The sequence below is a fragment of the Streptomyces sp. NPDC048182 genome, from assembly GCF_043202555.1.
Lineage (GTDB): Bacteria > Actinomycetota > Actinomycetes > Streptomycetales > Streptomycetaceae > Streptomyces.
The window spans coordinates 178,097-193,115 of the sequence record NZ_JBIDAQ010000003.1 but is presented as its reverse complement, the minus strand read 5'-3'; the positions used below and the strand labels follow the sequence as shown (position 1 = coordinate 193,115).

Here is a 15,019-nt window from a genome sequence, read left to right as displayed (position 1 = left end):
GACCCGTGCCGCGCTCAGGCGGCCCGGATCAGAAAGCGAGCCGAGTTACTCGGCACCGCCCTGCTCGTCCTGCTTGGCACGGAGCGCGTCCACGGTGCGGACGAGCTTCGAGGGGAGCGCCTGGAAGAGCTGCGCAGTCTGCGTCTGCTTGCCCTTGAACGCGCCCGCCAGCTTGGAGAGCAGAACCTCGCGGGACTCGAGGTCCGCAAGCTTCTTGATCTCGTCGGCGGTCATCGCCTTGCCGTCAAGGACACCGCCCTTGATGACGAGATTCGGGTTGTCCTTGGCGAAGTCGCGCAGACCCTTCGCCGACTCCACCGGGTCACCGGTGACGAAGGCGACGGCCGTCGGGCCAGCGAAGAGCTGGTCCTCCAGCGTGATCCCGGCCTCGTTGGCCGCAATCTTGGTCAGCGTGTTCTTCACCACGGCGTACTGGGCGTTCTCACCGAGCGACCGGCGCAGCGTCTTGAGCTGCGCCACGGTGAGACCGCGGTACTCGGTCAGCACGGCGGCGTTGGAGCTGCGGAACTTGTCCGTCAGCTCGGCAACCGCGGCAGCCTTGTCGGGCCTCGCCATAGAGCCTCGGCCTCCTTCCGGGTGATTCGGACCGCGCGGACCCGAAGGAGGACTGGGGCAAACGAAACGCCCCGGCGCGGGCGCACGGGGCGTTGCTCGACCATTCGTCACCGGCCACGGGGGCGGGACTCACGGGAGCCTCTCCAGTGTCACCTGCGCGGGTCGTCCGCAGTTCAGCGGATCCTTCGGCCACCGCGCCCTCTCACGAGCGCACGGCAACGACCAGCGGTCTTTGGCTTCTGGGAGAGCGTACGGGAACGGGGCGGCCGCGAGCAAATCCGCCCGTTCGGCGCTGCTGCTAGCCCTGCTTCTGCTCCTGCTGGGCTTCCTTCATCATCTCGGCCAGGTCGGCGGTGTCGGCCGCCGCCGGGGCCGTGACCTTCACCGGCTTGTTGATGTCGACGAAGGTGATGGTGACGTCCATCGGGCCCTGGGTGGAGTCGCCGCGCATCCGGAACTGCTTGGTGTGCTCGTCCCCGTCGATCCAGCCGTCCATCTTGAGCGTCTTGATGCCCATCTTCTCGTACTGCTCCAGGCCCTTTTCCTGCGTCTTCCGCGTCGCGGCGTTCCCCTTGGCCTTGGCGAGGGACTCGCGCAGCTGGTCGAGGGTGACCGTGCCCTTGTAGTGGGTGGTCTCCACGCCGTCGACTTTCTCGGTGCCGACCTTCTCCAGGTCGTCGGCGCCGGTGAGGAAGGTGGACTCAGCGGCCGGGTTCTTGTCGACCTGGGAGGCGCCGCCGCCCAGCTGCTTCTCGAGGTCGCCGGCGCCCAGGGCGGACAGGTCGAACTTGATCCAGTGCTTGCCGTCCAGCTCCTTCGCCATCTCCTGGCCGCCGCCCAGGTACATGGCCTTGCCGACCAGCCGGGCGTCGTAGCTGCCCTGGGCCAGCTTGGGCATCGACATCTTCATGCTCATCGCCATCTCCGGCTTGAGCTGCATCTGGGCCTCGGCCGTGATGCTGCCCTGACCGGGGAACTGGCCCTTCATGCGGTAGCTGAGCGAGGTGATGTCCTCGGTGTTCTTCGCCGCCTTGGCGACGGCCGCCGCCGGGCTCAGCTCGGGCGACTCGTCGTCGCCCTTGGCACAGCCCACCGCCCCCGCGGCCAGGACGAGTGCGGTCAGTCCGGCGCCCACGGACACGCGCAGGTCGGTCTTCATGGATTCCCCCCACAGGAACACGGCATGCTGATGGCTCTCATACAGCAGGGACGCGAGCTTAGCCCAGAAGGTTCGAACCCCCTTGCGCATTCTTTGCCAGTAGCTCCCCGAAGTCGGCGGTGTCGGCGGCCGGGGGACGCTCGGCCGGGGCCGGTGTGCCGTAGTCGGTGTAGTAGGCGGTCTGGGACAGCTGCCCGGTCACCGTCCGGCCCCGCTCGGTCTTCTTGACCAGCAGGTCGTGCTCGTCCACCCAGATGTCGACGGTCTGCCCGTCCGCGGTGCCGTCCACCGTGCCGGTCCAGTGCGTGGTGCGCCGGCCGCGGGTGGTCTCGGCGCCGACCTCGCGTACGTCGTCGGAGGCGAGCAGCAGCTTCACCGCCTGGTCGGGGGAGCTGCCGCGCAGCTGCTCGGCCAGCCCGGCGCCGGCGTCGCCGCCGAGGTCGGCCAGGTCGTCGTAGGCGTAGCGGATCCAGTGCCGGCCGCCGACCTGGCCAGCGAAGGCGTCGCCCATCCGCGCGTAGTAGGCGTCGGGCAGGTAGCGGGCCTCCATGGAGGTGGTGCCCAGCTTCTTCAGGGTCTCGGCGGTCGTGCCGCCGGTGTAGGTCAGGGTCAGGGTGCCGGTGAGGCCGTCCCGCCAGCCGAGGGTGCCGGTCGCGTCGAGGGACAGTTCGCGGCCGACGACGGTGGTGGACTCGATCCGGGCGGAACCGGCCTTCGCGGTGGCCCGCTGCACGGCGCGCAGGGGCTCCGCCGCCTCGGTGCCGGCCTCCTCGCGCGGGGGCGTGCAGCCCAGTGCGAGGGCCAGGGCGAGGAGCGTGAGCAGGCTCCGGCCCGTCGTCGTGCGCGTCATCGGTGCCCCCCGGGTGCGTGTGCTGTCCGCACGGTAACCGGACGGCGGGCACCGCGGAAAGGGAACGGGCCCCGCACCTTCGCAGGTGCGGGGCCCGTGTCCGGTCAGGACGAGCGCGAGGCTCAGACCGCGGCCGGGTCCTCCTCGACGAGGAGGTTGCGGGTGCGGTTCGGGTCGAGCTGGATGCCGGGGCCCATGGTGGTGCTCACGGCGGCCTTCTTGATGTACCGGCCCTTGGCGGCGGACGGCTTCAGCCGGAGGATCTCCTCCAGGGCCGCGCCGTAGTTCTCCACCAGCTTGCTGTCGTCGAACGACGTCTTGCCGATGATGAAGTGCAGGTTCGAGTGCTTGTCGACGCGGAACTCGATCTTGCCGCCCTTGATGTCGGTGACAGCCTTGGCGACGTCCGGGGTCACGGTGCCGGTCTTCGGGTTCGGCATCAGACCACGCGGACCGAGCACGCGGCCGAGGCGGCCGACCTTGCCCATGAGGTCCGGGGTGGCGACGACGGCGTCGAAGTCCAGACGGCCCTTCGACACCTCGTCGATCAGCTCGTCGGCGCCGACGATGTCGGCGCCCGCGGCACGCGCGGCCTCGGCACGGTCACCGGTCGCGAAGACCAGGACCCGGGCGGTCTTACCGGTGCCGTGCGGGAGGTTCACGGTGCCACGGACCATCTGGTCGGCCTTGCGCGGGTCGACACCCAGGCGGAAGGCGACCTCGACGGTGCCGTCGAACTTGGTCGTGGAGGTCTCCTTGGCGAGACGGACGGCCTCGAGCGGGGCGTAGAGCTTCTCCCGGTCGATCTTGGCGTCCGCAGCGCGGAGAGACTTGCTGCGCTTGCTCACTACTGCTCCTGTTGCTTCTTAGGAGTCGTGGTACGGGCCGAGCAGGCCCCACCACTTCTACTGCTGGAAGGTGGTGGTCAGCCCTCGACCGTGACGCCCATGGAACGCGCGGTGCCGGCGATGATCTTCTCGGCGGCGTCCAGGTCGTTGGCGTTGAGGTCGGGCAGCTTGGTGGTGGCGATCTCGCGGACCTGGTCGCGGGTGATCTTCGCGACCTTGGTCTTGTGCGGCTCGCCGGAGCCCTTCTCGATGCCCGCGGCCTTGAGGATCATCTTCGCGGCCGGCGGCGTCTTGGTGATGAAGGTGAAGGAGCGGTCCTCGTAGACCGTGATCTCCACCGGGATCACCCAGCCACGCTGCGACTCGGTCGCGGCGTTGTAGGCCTTGCAGAACTCCATGATGTTGACGCCGTGCTGACCCAGCGCGGGGCCGACCGGCGGGGCCGGGTTCGCGGCACCGGCCTGGATCTGGAGCTTGATGAGCCCCGTGACCTTCTTCTTCTTGGGAGGCATAGCTCTCCGGGTCCTTTCGGTTCGGGTCCTGCCCGCCTCCGGGACGGACCCGGACACAGGCATGCCGCACAACGATAACGGGTATGGATGCGCGGCCAAAAACCGGGCAGGTCAGGCGAGCTTTCGCCTGACCTGCCCGGAAGCGTTCCGTCCAGTCAGAACTAGTTCTTCTGGATCTGGTCGAAGCTCAGCTCGACCGGCGTCTCGCGGCCGAAGATCTCCACCAGGCCCTTGACCTTCTTGGAGTCGGCGTTGATCTCGTTGATGGTCGCCTGGAGCGTGGCGAACGGGCCGTCGGTGACGGTGACCGAGTCGCCGACCTCGAAGTCCAGGACCTGGACCTCGACCTTGCGCTGCGGGGCCGGCTTGCCCTCGGCCTCGGCGGCCTCGCGGGCGGCCTTCTCCTCGGCCTCGGGGGCGAGCATCTTGACGATCTCGTCCAGCGTCAGCGGGTACGGGTCGTAGGCGTTGCCCACGAAGCCGGTGACGCCGGGGGTGTTGCGGACGACGCCCCAGGACTCGTTGGTGAGGTCCATGCGGACCAGCACGTAGCCGGGGAGCTTGTTCTGACGGATCGTCTTGCGGTCGCCGTTCTTGATCTGGACGACCTCTTCCTGCGGCACCTCGGCCTGGAAGATGTAGTCCTCGACGTTCAGCGAGACGGCGCGCTGCTCCAGGTTGGTCTTCACGCGGTTCTCGTAGCCGGCGTAGGTGTGGATCACGTACCACTCGCCGGGCAGGACGCGCAGTTCCTGGCGCAGGGCCTCGATCGGGTCCAGCTCGGGCTCGGGCTCGGCGGCCGGCTCGTCCTCGGCGGCCTCGTCGGTCTCCTCCGCGACGACGTCCGTGTCGAGGCCGGCATCGGTGTCGACCTCGGCGTCGGTGTTGATGTCGGTGTCGGCAGCCTCGGCCTCGGCGAAGGCCGCGGCCTCCTCGTGGTCCGCACCCTCGACGGTGCCGAACTCGTCCTCGACGGGCTCGGCACCCTCCCCGCGAGGCTCAGCGGCGTCGTTCACGTTCGGGTCAGACACGGTGGCTGCTTCTTCCTGGATACAGAGGGGTGGAACATGCGAAAGGGGCGCCGGATCCCTCGGCGCCCTTCGCTCTTCGCTCAGCCGAAGACGTACTTGGCGGCGTGGCTGAAGCCATAGTCGATCAGTGTCACCAGGCCGATCATGACGATCACGAACATGATCACGACGGCGGTGTACGTGGACAGCTGGTTGCGGGTCGGCCAGACGACCTTGCGCAGCTCCGCGACGATCTGGCGGTAGAAGAGCGCGAGGCGCTTCAGCGGGCCCTTCTTGGCGCGCTTGCCGCCCTTGCGGGGCTTCTTGGAGTCCGGCGCCTCGTCCTGGGCATCAGGCATGTCGATGGAGCCCACGGCGTCCGTCACTCGTCCTCACCTGATTCCGGGTCGTGGCCGTGCCGCGCCCGGTCTGAGCCGCACGGCGGTGCATTGCTGTACGTACATGCGCACACATCCTGGCGAAGGAGTGTGTAGCAGGGCCGGAGGGACTTGAACCCCCAACCGCTGGTTTTGGAGACCAGTGCTCTACCAATTGAGCTACGACCCTTTGTGTGCCACCCAACGTACCGCATGCCCCCGGATGCTCGGTGTGCACCGGATGCGCGCGGGCCGCTGAGGACCAACGAGGTGTGAGTGTACGTGCTCAGGGGCCGGGCGTCGAACGACAAGCGCCAGCACGGCGGATACGGACTGGTGTTCCGCCGGTTCCACGGAACTGCCCACTCCGTGAAACCCGTGTGCCGGTGAGGTTTCCGGTCTGGAACGATGGACCGCATGAGCGCTGCAACCCCTCCCACCGAGCGCCGGGTCTCCGCCCGAGTCGGCGCGATCTCCGAATCCGCCACCCTCGCCGTGGACGCCAAGGCCAAGGCCCTCAAGGCCGCCGGGCGTCCGGTGATCGGCTTCGGCGCCGGTGAGCCCGACTTCCCCACCCCGGACTACATCGTCGAGGCCGCCGTCGCGGCCTGCCGGAACCCCAAGTACCACCGCTACACCCCGGCCGGCGGCCTGCCCGAGCTGAAGGCCGCGATCGCCGCGAAGACGCTGCGCGACTCCGGCTACGAGGTCGACCCGTCCCAGATCCTGGTGACCAACGGCGGCAAGCAGGCCATCTACGAGGCGTTCGCCGCGATCCTCGACCCGGGCGACGAGGTCATCGTCCCCGCGCCGTACTGGACGACGTACCCGGAGTCGATCCGGCTGGCCGGCGGCGTGCCGGTCGAGGTGGTCGCCGACGAGACGACCGGTTACCGGGTGAGCGTGGAGCAGCTGGAGGCGGCGCGCACGGAGAAGACGAAGGTCGTCCTCTTCGTCTCCCCCTCCAACCCGACCGGCGCGGTGTACACCGAGGCCGAGACCGAGGCCATCGGCGAGTGGGCCGTCGAGCACGGCCTGTGGGTGCTGACCGACGAGATCTACGAGCACCTGGTCTACGGCGACGCCGTCTCCGTCTCGCTGCCGGCGCTCCTGCCCGAGCTGCGCGAGAAGTGCGTCGTGGTGAACGGCGTGGCGAAGACGTACGCGATGACCGGCTGGCGGGTCGGCTGGGTCATCGGCCCGAAGGACGTGGTCAAGGCCGCGACCAACCTCCAGTCGCACGCCACCTCCAACGTCTCCAACGTCGCCCAGGCGGCGGCGATCGCCGCGGTCTCCGGCGACCTGGACGCGGTCGCGAAGATGCGCGAGGCGTTCGACCGGCGCCGCCGCACCATCGTGCGGATGCTGAACGAGATCGACGGCGTGGTCTGCCCGGAGCCGGAGGGCGCCTTCTACGCGTACCCGTCGGTGAAGCTGCTGCTCGGCAAGGAGATCCGCGGCAAGCGCCCGCAGGACACCGCCGAGCTGGCCACCCTGATCCTGGAGGAGGCCGAGGTCGCGGTGGTGCCCGGCGAGGCGTTCGGCACCCCCGGCTACCTGCGGCTGTCCTACGCGCTCGGCGACGAGGACCTGGTGGAGGGCGTGAGCCGGATCCAGAAGCTGCTGGCGGAGGCGAAGGACTGACCGTCCCCCCGCCGGTACGGCCGGACCGCCTACGGATTTTCGGAGGCGGTCCGGCCGTTCCTTTGTGCGGGCAAGCCCCCGTAAGGGGAAACGGCTACCGGGTCGGGCGCGGCGTACGGCAGGATCACCGGATGGAGCGTGTACGTGATCTCTCTGAACTGCCGAAGGCCCACCTGCACCTGCACTTCACGGGGTCGATGCGCCCCGCCACCCTGCTGGAGCTGGCCGACCGGCACGGCGTCCGGCTGCCCGACGCCCTGACCGAGGCGCTGACCAGCGGGGAACCCCCGCGCCTGCGGGCCACGGACGAGCGGGGCTGGTTCCGCTTCCAGCGGCTGTACGACGCGGCCCGCTCGTGCCTCAGGACGCCGGAGGACATCCAGCGGCTGGTGCGCGAGGCGGCGGAGGAGGACCTGCGGGACGGCTCGGGGTGGCTGGAGATCCAGGTGGACCCCACCTCGTACGCGCCCCGGCTCGGCGGGCTGATCCCGGCCCTGGAGATCATCCTGGACGCGGTGGAGACGACCGTGCGGGACACCGGGATCGGGATGCGGCTGCTGGTGGCCGCCAACCGCATGAAGCACCCGCTGGACGCCCGCACCCTGGCCCGCCTCGCGGTCAGGTACGCGGACCGGGGCGTGGTCGGCTTCGGCCTCTCCAACGACGAACGGCGGGGCATGGCCCGCGACTTCGACCGGGCCTTCGCCATCGCGCGGGAGGGCGGCCTGCTCTCCGCGCCGCACGGCGGCGAGCTGACCGGCCCGGCCTCGGTCCGGGACTGCCTGGACGACCTGGACGCCGACCGCATCGGGCACGGCGTGCGGGCGGCGGAGGACCCCCGGCTGCTGAAGCGCCTTGCCGACCGGCAGATCACCTGCGAGGTGTGCCCGGCGTCCAATGTCGCGCTCGGCGTCTACGAGAAGCCCGAGGACGTCCCGCTGCGCACCCTCTTCGAGGCCGGCGTCCCGCTGGCCCTCGGCGCCGACGACCCGCTCCTCTTCGGCTCCCGCCTCGCGGCGCAGTACGAGATCGCGCGCGAGCACCACGGCTTCACCGACGCGGAACTGGCCGAGCTGGCCCGCCAGTCGGTGCGCGGCTCGGCGGCCCCGCAGCCGGTCAAGGAGAAGCTGCTGGCGGGCGTGGACGACTGGCTGACCCGCCCGGCCGCCTGAGTGCGCTTTCACGCGACGGCGATTCCGCCCAGCAGGGTGGTGACAAGGCGGGCGGCGAAGGTGTCGACGGGCGGGCGTTCGCCGGTCTCCGTGGCGTCGTAGGCGAAGGCGCGCTGGGCGCAGGCGCCGAGGAGGAGGGACGCTGCGGCGAAGGTGTCCGCGTCCGGGCGGACCCGGCGCTTACCCACCATAGGCGGCAGAGGGGTGGGTGAGCACTCACCCACCGATCCGTCCATCGGACCCAGGGGAGCAGTCATGAACCTCACCGTTTTCGGCGCCACCGGCGGGATCGGCCGCCGGCTCGTCCGCCAGGCCCTCGACGCGGGCCACCGGGTCACCGCCGTCGTGCGCGATCCCGCCCGCCTCGAGGTGACGGGCGGCGCGCTGGAGGTGGTCCGCGCCGACCTGACCGACCCGGAGCCGCTGCGCGCGGCGGTCGCGGGCCGGGACGCCGTACTGTCCGGCCTGGGCGCGCGCGCCCGCAAGGACGCCGGGGTCGCCTCCCGGCTGACCCGTACGGTGCTCGGCGCGATGGAGGCGGAGGGCGTGCGCCGGCTGCTGGTGGTCAGCGCCGCGCCCGTCGGGCCGGCGGCGGAGGGCGAGGGGGCGCTGGACCGGGCGATGCTGCGGGTGGTCTCGGCCGTGCTGCGGGACGTCTACGCCGACCTGCGCGCGATGGAGGCCGAGCTGGCCCGCAGCTCCACCGACTGGACCTCGGTACGGCCGCCGCGCCTCCAGGACAAGCCGCTCACCGGGCGCTACCGCACGGTCGTCGGCGGCTTCCCGCGCGCGGGCCGCTTCATCGCCCGCGCCGACGTGGCGCACGCGATGCTGTCGATGATCGACGACGGGGCGACGGTGAAGCAGGGGGTGGGGGTGGCGTACTGAGGCCCTGGTGAGGTGTCTAGAGCTCCACGCCCACCGTCACCGGCTCGTTGACCAGCGTCACGCCGAATGCCTCGTACACACCGGCGACCACCTCGCGGGCCAGGGCCAGCAGGTCCTCGGTGGTGGCGCCACCGCGGTTGGTGAGGGCGAGGGTGTGCTTGGTGGAGATGCGGGCCGGGCCGGTGCCGTAGCCCTTGGTGAAGCCCGCCTTGTCGATCAGCCAGGCCGCGGAGGTCTTGATCCGCCCCTCCCCTTCCGGGCCCTCGCCGGCCGGGAAGGCGGGCGGCTCCACGTCGGCGCCGAGCCGCTCGTCGACGCGGGCGCGGAAGGCGGCGAACTCCTCGTCGGTGAGGACCGGATTGGTGAAGAAGGAACCGGCCGACCAGGTGTCGTGGTCCTCCGCGTCCAGCACCATGCCCTTGCCGGCCCGCAGCCGCAGCACGGTCTCGCGGGCGGTGGCCAGCGGCACCCGCCCGCCGGCCTCGACGCCGAGGGCACGGGCGGTCTCGGCGTACTTCAGGGGCGCGGAGAGCCCGCCGGCGTCCTCGAGCGCGAAGCGGACGCGCAGCACGACGAACCGCTCGGGCTCGGCCTTGAACCGGCTGTGCCGGTAGGAGAACGCGCAGTCGGCGTTGGTGAGGGTGACCGTCTCGCGGCTGCGGCGGTCGTAGGCGACGACCTCGGTGACGGTGGCGGAGACCTCCTGGCCGTACGCCCCCACGTTCTGGATGGGGGTCGCGCCCGCCGAGCCGGGGATGCCGGCCAGGCACTCGACGCCGGCGAGCCCGGCCTCGACGGTGCGGGCGACGGCGTCGCTCCACACCTCGCCGGCCGCCAGCTCAAGGGCGGTGCCGTCCAGGTCGAAGCCGCGGGTGGCGATGCGCAGGGCGGTGCCGGCGAAGCCCTTGTCGCCGATGACCAGGTTCGATCCACCGCCGATCAGCAGCAGCGGCGTACCGGCGTCGTCGGCCTCGCGGACGGCGGCGATCACCTCGGCGTCGGTGTCGGCGGTGACCAGACGGGTCGCAGGGCCGCCCAGCCGGAAGGTGGTCAGCGGGGCGAGGGGGGCGTCGTAGAGTTCCTGCACGCGCCCACCCTACGAGACCCCACCGACACCGCCCTACGCCGTCAGCCGCCGCCGCGCCTCGTCCCAGCCCACCGGCAGCTCGCGGGCGGACACCGTCCAGGAGGCGTAGCCCGCGTCCCGCATCCGCGCGGCCAGCCCCCCGGAGGCCGGCCCGTGCGGGCCGGAACGGGCGAAGGCCCGGAGCGCCTCGGGCGACTCCCAGGCGGACAACGTCCAGAACGTCCGCCGGAAGGGCTCGGCCTTGAGGGTGGCCCCGTAGGCCCCGGGCGCCCGGCTCACCTGCCGCCAGACGGCGGGGGTACGGACGAGGAAGGCCAACGCGCCCCACAGGGTGCGAGTCTCGAAACGGGACGCGAAGACGTGCACGTCACCGTCGTGCGGGGGCGGATTGGGCACGGTCCAGGGGAGGGTCGGCATCGGGGGCTCCTTCGGCGGGCCGGGTTGCGGTGGGCCGTCGGCGGCGGGTGCGGGGCCGACGGTGGGGCGGGTGCGGGGGCCGTGGTTGGGCGGGTGCGCTGTGCCGTGGGGCGGGTGCGGGGCCCGTGGTTGGGCGGATGCGCTGTGCCGTCGGGCGGGCGCGCGGCCCGTGGTTGGGCGAGTGCGCGGCCCGTGGTTGGGCGAGTGCGCGGCCCGTGGTTGGGCGAGTGCGCGGCCCGTCGTGGGGCGCGTGCGCTGTGCCATGGGGCGGACGCGCGGCCCGTGGTGGGACGGCTGCGCTGTGCCGCGGGGCGGGTGCGGGGCCGATGGTGGGGCGGGGCTGCCGGGCCGTAGTGGGGACGCGCCGGCCGATGGTGCGGGTGCGCCGGGCCGTAGTGCGGGCGCGCTGGACCGTGCTGTGGTGCGGGGTCGGGGCCGTACGCGGCCGACGGTGGCCAGGGCCGGACGCGCGGAAGGCGTGCCGGGACCCGGACCTCCGCACCCCCTGGAGGGGGGGGCGGGCCTCTGCCCGTCAGGCCCGGCGGCGCCGACCCGCCGCGCCGCAGCGCGGGTACGGGACGAGGACCTGCCCGGCCTCTGCGGCCTCAGGCGAGACGGGGTGCGTTGTCGCCGTAGGAGCGGCGCGGGACCCCGCCCCCCGCGGGCAGTGGGCCGCCCGCTGCGGTGCCGCCCCGGTCGGTGGACCGGCGAGTCGAGCAGAGTTGCGGGCCAGGCCGCCCCGGCCGGGTCGGTCGGGGCGGTCCCCTCCGCTGGAGTGCCGCGCGCTGTCGTTCGCCGGGTCAGCGAGCCGTCTTCTGCGGCACCGGCACCGGCACCGACGCCGTCGCCGTCGCGGCCGGAGCCGCGGTCAGGGGCTCCACCGGCCCGCCGGTCCGCCCCCGGCCCGGGATCAGCAGGGCCGCGACGCCCGCCAGGGCGACGACCCCGGCGCCCACCGCCACCGCCGGCTTCAGCCCGTCGACGAAGATCTGCGCCGACTCGTAGCCGCCCTGCGCCGAGAAGATCGAGCCCATGACCGCGATGCCGAGCGCCCCGCCCACCTCGCGGAGCGCGTTGTTGGCGCCGGAGGCGATGCCCTGCTCCGTGGGCCGGACACTGGCCATCACCAGGGCCGAGGCCGGGGCGAAGTACAGGGCCATGCCGATGCCGCTGAGGATCAGGCCGGGCAGCTGGACCCCGTAGGTGGCGTCCGCCGTGATCACCCAGGAGAGGTACGCGAGGCCGGCCGCCTGGAAGAAGAGGCCCGCCGCGACGACCGGCCGACCGCCGATCCGGTCGGAGAGGATCCCCGCGACCGGCGCGACCAGCATCGGCATGCCGGTCCAGGGCAGCATGCGCAGCCCCGCCTCGGTCGGCGAGTAGCCGAGCACCCCCTGCATGTACTGGCTGAGCAGGAAGATCGAGCCGAACATCCCGAGGAACATCAGCAGGCTGGCCGCGTTGATGCCGGCGAAGGCCCGCGAGCGGAACAGCCGCATCGGCAGCATCGGGTTGGCGGCCCGCGAGCTGTACAGCACGAACCCGACCAGCAGCGCGGCCCCCGCGAAGAGCGAGGTCAGCACCACGGCCCCGGACCACCCGACGACGGGCCCGCGCACCAGCCCGTACACGATGCCGAAGAGCCCACCGCTGGCGAGCAGCGTGCCGGGCACGTCGAGCGGCGCACCCGAGCCGTGCGACTCGGCGAGGCGGAAGCGGGCCAGCGGCAGCAGCGCCACGCCCAGCGGGACGTTCAGCCAGAAGATCCACTGCCAGGAGACGTGCTCGGTGAGGCTGCCGCCGATCAGCGGCCCGGAGGCCACGGCGAGCCCGTTGACCGCGCCCCAGATCCCGTACGCCATCCCGCGCCGCTCGGCCGGCACGGCCGCCGTCAGCAGCGTCAGGGTCAGCGGCATCATCACCGCGGCCCCGACGCCCTGCACGGCGCGGGCGGCGATGAGGGAGTCGATGCCGGGCGCCATGGCCGCGGCGGCCGAGGCGAGGGTGAAGACGGAGAGGCCGGCGAGGAAGAGCCGGCGGCGGCCGAACCGGTCGCCGAGGGCGGCGCCGAACATCAGCAGCACCGCGAAGGTGAGCGTGTAGGCGCTGACGGTCCACTCCAGGTCGTCCAGCGCCCCGCCGAGGTCCTCGCGGATCGAGGGCAGGGCGGTGGTGACGACCAGGTTGTCGAGGGCCGCCATGAATCCGGCGACGCTGGTGATGACGAGGGCCCAGGCGGCGCCCCCGCGACGTGCTGACTCTTGCTGTGACATCTCTCCCCCAGAGGGTGTGCACTGCGGTTAGTAATCCATGACTAACTTTGCTGGTCATACGTCCGGGACGGCGACGCCGGGCCCGGAGCGGGCCCCGCCCCGCCGCTCAGCTGCGACGATCCTTCCTCAGCGTCGGGATGGTGTGGAGCCCCTGCCAGACCCGGTGGCCCGTCGGGAACCCCATGCCGGCGAGGGTGTTGATCAACATGCCGTGCGCCATGAAGGCCGTCGTCTCCTCGACGTCCCCGCCGAGCGCCACGTGCACGGTGTCCCACAGCTCCATCCAGCCCTTGCGCACCATCTCGCCGAACTCGTGGTCGCCCGCGGCCTCGGCCGCCGCGACCGTGACGTACACCTGCATCTGCATCTGGAGCCGCTCGGGGTGCTCGGAGATCAGCAGCGTGTAGGCGCTCGCCATCGCGCGCCCCGCCTCCTCGCCGCGCAGGCCCTCGGACGCCTCGGCGAACAACCGGCGCATGTCCGTCAGGCAGCGCTCCGCCACCGCCAGGAAGATCGCCTTCTTGCTCGGGAAGAGCCGGAAGAGGTACGGCTGCGAGACGCCCACCCGCTTGGCGATGGTTTCCGTGGAGGTGCCGTAGAAGCCCCCCTGGGCGAACTCGCCCATCGCCGCCCGGATGACGCTCTCGCGTCGCTCCTCCGCGCTCATCCTGACCATGCGGCTAAGTTAGTACTCAATCACTAACTTGGTCAAGCGGCCGCCGTCGGGGCCCCCGACGAGGGCCCCGGGAGGGGCGTCAGCCCAGCCGGACCACGGCCCGGGACATGCCCAGGACCTTCTGGCCGCCGCTGGTGGCGGTGAGGTCGACGCGGACGGTGTTGTCGTCCAGCTTGGCCGCCACCTTGCCGGCGACCTCGATCACGGCCCCCTGGTCGTCGTCCGGGACCACCACGGGCCGGGTGAAGCGGACGCCGTACTCCACGACCGCGCCGGGGTCGCCGGTCCAGTCGGTGACCACGCGGATCGCCTCGGCCATGGTGAACATGCCGTGCGCGATGACGTCCGGCAGCCCGACCTCCTTGGCGAACCGCTCGTTCCAGTGGATCGGGTTGAAGTCGCCGGAGGCGCCCGCGTAGCGCACGAGCGTGTCGCGGGTGACCGGGAACGTCTGCGCGGGCAGCTCGGTGCCGACCTCGACGTCGCGGTACGCGATCTTCGCCGTCACGGGGTCAGTCATGGTGCTCACGCCTCCTCGGCCGCGCGGGCCACGAGCTTGGTCCAGGCGGTCACGACGTGCTCGCCGCTCTCGTCGTGGACCTCGCCGCGGATGTCCAGGATGTCGTTGCCGGCCATCGACTTGATCGACTCGATGGTCGAGGTGACCGTCAGCCGGTCGCCGGCGTGCACGGGGCGGACGTAGCGGAAGCGCTGGTCGCCGTGGACCACCCGGCTGTAGTCGAGGCCGAGCTGCGGGTCCTCGACGACCTGGCCGGCCGCCCGGAAGGTGATGGAGAAGACGAAGGTCGGCGGCGCGACGACGTCCGGGTGCCCCAGCGCCTTCGCGGCCTCGGTGTCCGTGTACGCGGGGTTGGCGTCCCCCACGGCCTCGGCGAACTCGCGGATCTTCTCGCGGCCCACCTCGTAGGGGGCGGTGGGCGGATAGGTCCGCCCGACGAACGACTGGTCGAGCGCCATGGCCTCGCAACCTCCTGCTGCTGTTCCTCGGATCCTCGTGACGCAACGACGCGAGGCCGCCCCCAACCTACGGGGACGGCCTCGCGTACGAGCCTGTTTCTGCTATCGCGTTTCGCGGTGCGCGGTGTGCGCGTTGCAACGCGGGCAGTGCTTCTTCATCTCCAGGCGATCCGGGTTGTTACGCCGGTTCTTCTTGGTGATGTAGTTCCGCTCCTTGCACTCCACGCAGGCCAGCGTGATCTTCGGGCGGACGTCGGTGGCAGCCACGTGAGTGCTCCTAAGACGAACGGATTGACTGATTCAACGCACAACAGAGTAGCCGATTGAAGGACCGACCCCGCAATCGGCTACTGTCTGTAGCGGTGACCGGACTTGAACCGGTGACACAGCGATTATGAGCCGCTTGCTCTACCGACTGAGCTACACCGCTGAGATGTGATCGGGACCCGCCTCGCGGCGGGGACCTCACACACCAGAGCCCCAAAACGGAATCGAACCGTTGACCTTCTCCTTACCATGGAGACGCTCTACCGACTGAGCTATTGGGGCGAG

Annotated in this window: 17 protein-coding genes, 3 tRNA genes and 1 pseudogene; 3 read left to right on the top strand and 18 right to left on the bottom strand. The window is 71.4% G+C overall.

Annotated features, from left to right (window positions below; all coding sequences use genetic code 11):
* Positions 1 to 45 precede the first annotated feature (45 nt).
* From rplJ to ACGFZL_RS06895, 8 genes are all read right to left on the bottom strand, one after another.
* Complete coding sequence (rplJ, locus tag ACGFZL_RS06930; RefSeq protein ID WP_355167565.1) at positions 46 to 576, bottom strand: 50S ribosomal protein L10; 531 nt, start codon at positions 574 to 576, stop codon at positions 46 to 48.
* 298 nt (positions 577 to 874) lie between these two features.
* Positions 875 to 1,735: a DUF1396 domain-containing protein gene (locus ACGFZL_RS06925; RefSeq protein ID WP_393689933.1), complete on the bottom strand. Its 861-nt coding sequence runs from the start codon at positions 1,733 to 1,735 to the stop codon at positions 875 to 877.
* A 58-nt stretch (positions 1,736 to 1,793) separates the two neighbouring features.
* Complete coding sequence (locus tag ACGFZL_RS06920; protein ID WP_393689932.1) at positions 1,794 to 2,585, bottom strand: hypothetical protein; 792 nt, start codon at positions 2,583 to 2,585, stop codon at positions 1,794 to 1,796.
* Positions 2,586 to 2,707: 122 nt separating this feature from the next.
* The gene (rplA, locus tag ACGFZL_RS06915; RefSeq protein WP_355167559.1) at positions 2,708 to 3,433 is read right to left on the bottom strand and encodes a 50S ribosomal protein L1; all 726 of its coding nucleotides are present in this window, start codon (positions 3,431 to 3,433) and stop codon (positions 2,708 to 2,710) included.
* Between the two features lie 77 nt (positions 3,434 to 3,510).
* Complete coding sequence (gene rplK, locus ACGFZL_RS06910) at positions 3,511 to 3,945, bottom strand: 50S ribosomal protein L11 (RefSeq protein ID WP_355167557.1); 435 nt, start codon at positions 3,943 to 3,945, stop codon at positions 3,511 to 3,513.
* Between the two features lie 161 nt (positions 3,946 to 4,106).
* Positions 4,107 to 4,976 carry a transcription termination/antitermination protein NusG gene (nusG, locus tag ACGFZL_RS06905; RefSeq protein ID WP_393689931.1) on the bottom strand — a complete coding sequence of 290 codons (870 nt, stop codon included), beginning with the start codon at positions 4,974 to 4,976 and terminating at the stop codon, positions 4,107 to 4,109.
* 80 nt (positions 4,977 to 5,056) lie between these two features.
* Positions 5,057 to 5,341 (bottom strand): preprotein translocase subunit SecE, encoded by a 285-nt coding sequence (gene secE, locus ACGFZL_RS06900; protein ID WP_355167553.1) that lies wholly within the window; start codon positions 5,339 to 5,341, stop codon positions 5,057 to 5,059.
* A 108-nt stretch (positions 5,342 to 5,449) separates the two neighbouring features.
* Positions 5,450 to 5,522 (bottom strand) — tRNA-Trp (locus tag ACGFZL_RS06895).
* Positions 5,523 to 5,749: 227 nt separating this feature from the next.
* Between ACGFZL_RS06895 and ACGFZL_RS06890 the strand changes: the two genes are divergently transcribed.
* Both ACGFZL_RS06890 and ACGFZL_RS06885 read left to right on the top strand, forming a co-directional pair.
* A complete protein-coding gene (locus ACGFZL_RS06890) occupies positions 5,750 to 6,976 on the top strand; it encodes a pyridoxal phosphate-dependent aminotransferase (RefSeq protein ID WP_393689929.1) in 1,227 nt (408 codons plus the stop codon).
* A 131-nt stretch (positions 6,977 to 7,107) separates the two neighbouring features.
* A complete protein-coding gene (locus ACGFZL_RS06885) occupies positions 7,108 to 8,148 on the top strand; it encodes an adenosine deaminase (RefSeq protein ID WP_355167549.1) in 1,041 nt (346 codons plus the stop codon).
* 8 nt (positions 8,149 to 8,156) lie between these two features.
* Here the strand turns inward: ACGFZL_RS06885 and ACGFZL_RS06880 are convergent.
* A pseudogene (locus tag ACGFZL_RS06880) lies at positions 8,157 to 8,324 on the bottom strand (TetR/AcrR family transcriptional regulator); the annotation flags it as partial.
* 79 nt (positions 8,325 to 8,403) lie between these two features.
* Here ACGFZL_RS06880 and ACGFZL_RS06875 point away from each other — a divergent pair.
* Positions 8,404 to 9,036: an NAD(P)-dependent oxidoreductase gene (locus ACGFZL_RS06875; protein WP_393689927.1), complete on the top strand. Its 633-nt coding sequence runs from the start codon at positions 8,404 to 8,406 to the stop codon at positions 9,034 to 9,036.
* 16 nt (positions 9,037 to 9,052) lie between these two features.
* Here ACGFZL_RS06875 and ACGFZL_RS06870 read toward each other — a convergent pair whose 3' ends face one another.
* The 9 genes from ACGFZL_RS06870 to ACGFZL_RS06830 form a co-directional block, all read right to left on the bottom strand.
* The gene (locus tag ACGFZL_RS06870) at positions 9,053 to 10,123 is read right to left on the bottom strand and encodes a UDP-N-acetylmuramate dehydrogenase (protein ID WP_393689925.1); all 1,071 of its coding nucleotides are present in this window, start codon (positions 10,121 to 10,123) and stop codon (positions 9,053 to 9,055) included.
* A gap of 33 nt (positions 10,124 to 10,156) precedes the next feature.
* Positions 10,157 to 10,540, bottom strand: coding sequence for a DUF3291 domain-containing protein (locus ACGFZL_RS06865; RefSeq protein ID WP_355167541.1), 384 nt, complete (start codon positions 10,538 to 10,540; stop codon positions 10,157 to 10,159).
* Between the two features lie 800 nt (positions 10,541 to 11,340).
* Positions 11,341 to 12,813, bottom strand: coding sequence for a DHA2 family efflux MFS transporter permease subunit (locus ACGFZL_RS06860; protein WP_393689922.1), 1,473 nt, complete (start codon positions 12,811 to 12,813; stop codon positions 11,341 to 11,343).
* Positions 12,814 to 12,919: 106 nt separating this feature from the next.
* Positions 12,920 to 13,489, bottom strand: a complete 570-nt coding sequence (locus ACGFZL_RS06855) for a TetR/AcrR family transcriptional regulator (RefSeq protein WP_393689920.1) — start codon at positions 13,487 to 13,489, stop codon at positions 12,920 to 12,922.
* Between the two features lie 79 nt (positions 13,490 to 13,568).
* Positions 13,569 to 13,997, bottom strand: coding sequence for a MaoC family dehydratase (locus ACGFZL_RS06850; protein ID WP_393690190.1), 429 nt, complete (start codon positions 13,995 to 13,997; stop codon positions 13,569 to 13,571).
* A gap of 17 nt (positions 13,998 to 14,014) precedes the next feature.
* Complete coding sequence (locus ACGFZL_RS06845) at positions 14,015 to 14,467, bottom strand: MaoC family dehydratase N-terminal domain-containing protein (RefSeq protein WP_355167535.1); 453 nt, start codon at positions 14,465 to 14,467, stop codon at positions 14,015 to 14,017.
* A gap of 102 nt (positions 14,468 to 14,569) precedes the next feature.
* On the bottom strand, positions 14,570 to 14,734 hold the full coding sequence (gene rpmG / locus ACGFZL_RS06840; protein WP_003948671.1) for a 50S ribosomal protein L33: 165 nt from the start codon (positions 14,732 to 14,734) through the stop codon (positions 14,570 to 14,572).
* Positions 14,735 to 14,824: 90 nt separating this feature from the next.
* A tRNA-Met gene (locus ACGFZL_RS06835) sits at positions 14,825 to 14,897 on the bottom strand.
* 46 nt (positions 14,898 to 14,943) lie between these two features.
* A tRNA-Thr gene (locus ACGFZL_RS06830) sits at positions 14,944 to 15,016 on the bottom strand.
* Between the last annotated feature and the right edge of the window lie 3 nt (positions 15,017 to 15,019).